We start from the raw sequence: 3544 nt of genomic DNA on the forward strand, positions 1-3544 counted from the left end.
ACATGAAGCTGACCGGTTCCGGTTGGGGGAGTGTGGTGCCGATCGTATGTTGAGAACTACACAGTGGACGCGAGCATCTTTGAAAATCGCTTGCAATGGTTGACCGGCCTTTGGGTGGGTCACGTTGTGAGTGGATTGCAATTTTTAATCTTTGTGGTCAAGTTTCTAAGAGCAAACGGTGGATGCCTTGGCATCTGGAGCCGAAGAAGGACGTAGAAATCTGCGATAAGCCTCGGGGAGCTGATAATCGAGCTGTGAGCCGAGGATTTCCGAATGGGGAAACCCCGCTGGGCGCTTTTGTGACCTGGTGACTCCCGCCTGAATATATAGGGCGGGTAGAGGGAACGTGGGGAAGTGAAACATCTCAGTACCCACAGGAAGAGAAAACAACATGTGATTCCGTGAGTAGTGGCGAGCGAAAGCGGATGAGGCTAAACCGATCATGTGTGATAGCCGGCGGGCGTTGCATGGTCGGGGTTGTGGGACACGTCGCTCAGTTCTGCCGGACTGGGGCGGTTACAGCGCATCATAGTCGAACCGGTTTGAAAGCCGGGCCGTAGTGGGTGCCAGCCCCGTAGACGAAATGGTGTTATGGCCGGATGTGTATCCCAAGTAGCACGGGGCCCGAGAAATCCCGTGTGAATCTGTCAGGACCACCTGATAAGCCTAAATACTCCCAGATGACCGATAGCGGACAAGTACCGTGAGGGAAAGGTGAAAAGTACCCCGGGAGGGGAGTGAAATAGTACCTGAAACCGTTTGCTTACAAACCGTCGGAGCCTCCTTGTAGGGGTGACGGCGTGCCTTTTGAAGAATGAGCCTGCGAGTTAGTGATATGTGGCGAGGTTAACCCGTGTGGGGCAGCCGTAGCGAAAGCGAGTCTGAATAGGGCGATACAGTCGCATGTCCTAGACCCGAAGCGAAGTGATCTATCCATGGCCAGGTTGAAGCGACGGTAAGACGTCGTGGAGGACCGAACCCACTTCAGTTGAAAATGGAGGGGATGAGCTGTGGATAGGGGTGAAAGGCCAATCAAACTTCGTGATAGCTGGTTCTCTCCGAAATGCATTTAGGTGCAGCGTTGCGTGTTTCTCGCCGGAGGTAGAGCTACTGGATGGCCGATGGGCCTCAACAGGTTACTGACGTCAGCCAAACTCCGAATGCCGGTGAGTGAGAGCGCAGCAGTGAGACGGTGGGGGATAAGCTTCATCGTCGAGAGGGAAACAACCCAGACTACCAACTAAGGCCCCTAAGCGTGTGCTAAGTGGGAAAGGATGTGGAGTTGCACAGACAACCAGGAGGTTGGCTTAGAAGCAGCCACCCTTGAAAGAGTGCGTAATAGCTCACTGGTCAAGTGATTCCGCGCCGACAATGTAACGGGGCTCAAGCACACCGCCGAAGTTGTAGATTTCGCACACAGACAAGCCTTCGTGGTTCAGTCGTGCGGAGTGGTAGGAGAGCGTCGTGTGGCGAGTGAAGCGGCGGAGTAATCCAGCCGTGGACGCCACACGAGTGAGAATGCAGGCATGAGTAGCGAAAGACGGGTGAGAAACCCGTCCTCCGAAAGACCAAGGGTTCCAGGGCCAGGTTAATCCGCCCTGGGTAAGTCGGGACCTAAGGCGAGGCCGACAGGCGTAGTCGATGGACAACGGGTTGATATTCCCGTACCGGCGAACAACCGCCCAAGCTAATCCAGTGGTGCTAAGAGTCCTAACCCGGATGTTCCGGATCCCTTCGGGGTGATGGTGTCCGGTCTAACGCTCGACCCCATGCTGGTGCGGCTAGCGTATGAACAGGTGTGACGCAGGAAGGTAGCTGAGCCAGGCGATGGTATCCGTAAGGTGAACCTGGTGTAAGGATGTAGGGCTGACGATAGGCAAATCCGTCGTCTGTGTGCCTGAGATCCGACGCGTACCCGTAAGGGGAAATCAGTGATCCTATGCTGCCGAGAAAAGCATCGACGCGAGGTTGCAGCCGCCCGTACCCGAAACCGACTCAGGTGGTCAGGTAGAGAATACCAAGGAGATCGAGAGAATCGTGGTTAAGGAACTCGGCAAAATGCCCCCGTAACTTCGGGAGAAGGGGGGCCGGACACGTGATACGACTTCTCGTCGTTGAGCGTTGAAGGCCGCAGAGACCAGTGGGAAGCGACTGTTTACTAAAAACACAGGTCCGTGCGAAGTCGCAAGACGATGTATACGGACTGACGCCTGCCCGGTGCTGGAAGGTTAAGAGGAAGGGTTAGCCCTCGGGCGAAGCTCTGAATTTAAGCCCCAGTAAACGGCGGTGGTAACTATAACCATCCTAAGGTAGCGAAATTCCTTGTCGGGTAAGTTCCGACCTGCACGAATGGCGTAACGACTTCCCAGCTGTCTCAACCGCGAACTCGGCGAAATTGCACTACGAGTAAAGATGCTCGTTACGCGCAGCAGGACGGAAAGACCCCGTGACCTTTACTACAGTTTGGTATTGGTGTTCGGAGTGGCTTGTGTAGGATAGGTGGGAGACTGTGAAGCGGGCACGCTAGTGTTCGTGGAGTCATTGTTGAAATACCACTCTGGTCACTTTGGATGTCTAACGTAGGACCCTGATCGGGTTCATGGACAGTGCCTGATGGGTAGTTTAACTGGGGCGGTTGCCTCCCAAAGAGTAACGGAGGCGCCCAAAGGTTCCCTCAACCTGGTTGGCAATCAGGTGGCGAGTGTAAGTGCACAAGGGAGCTTGACTGTGAGACTGACAGGTCGAGCAGGGACGAAAGTCGGGACTAGTGATCCGGCAGTGGCTTGTGGAAGCGCTGTCGCTCAACGGATAAAAGGTACCTCGGGGATAACAGGCTGATCTTGCCCAAGAGTCCATATCGACGGCATGGTTTGGCACCTCGATGTCGGCTCGTCGCATCCTGGGGCTGGAGTAGGTCCCAAGGGTTGGGCTGTTCGCCCATTAAAGCGGTACGCGAGCTGGGTTTAGAACGTCGTGAGACAGTTCGGTCCCTATCCGCTGCGCGCGTTGGAAATTTGAGAAGATCTATCCCTAGTACGAGAGGACCGGGATGGACGAACCTCTGGTGTGTCAGTTGTTCTGCCAAGGGCACCGCTGATTAGCTACGTTCGGACCGGATAACCGCTGAAAGCATCTAAGCGGGAAGCCGTCTTCGAGATGAGATTTCCATGCACCTTGAGTGTGAGAGGCTCCCAGCAGACTACTGGGTTGATAGGCCGGATGTGGAAGCGGGGACTAACGACCCGTGGAGCTGACCGGTACTAATAAGCCGAAGACTTGACAACACACTTTTTACCGTCGCCCTTGTGGTGGCGGGCTCGCGTCCACTTTGTGGTTCCCGACAGACGATCGGGAATCAAACTGAATACTTCAGCAATGCTCTGAAGGAACAATGGTTTGATCCAGGATCTGGGTCGACAGTGTTCCGGTGGTCATAGCGAGAGGGAAACGCCCGGTCACATTCCGAACCCGGAAGCTAAGCCTCTCAGCGCCGATGGTACTGCAAGGGGGACCTTGTGGGAGAGTAGGACGCCGCCGGACTCAA

2 rRNA genes are annotated in these 3544 nt (G+C 55.2%); both read left to right on the plus strand.

Annotated elements, in window-relative coordinates:
* The first annotated feature begins 155 nt into the window (after positions 1–155).
* A 23S ribosomal RNA gene (locus ABIC52_RS16160) occupies positions 156–3284 on the plus strand.
* 139 nt (positions 3285–3423) lie between these two features.
* A 5S ribosomal RNA gene (rrf, locus tag ABIC52_RS16165) occupies positions 3424–3540 on the plus strand.
* Positions 3541–3544: the final 4 nt, after the last annotated feature.

It is taken from the genome of Curtobacterium oceanosedimentum, from assembly GCF_040545555.1.
Lineage (GTDB): Bacteria > Actinomycetota > Actinomycetes > Actinomycetales > Microbacteriaceae > Curtobacterium.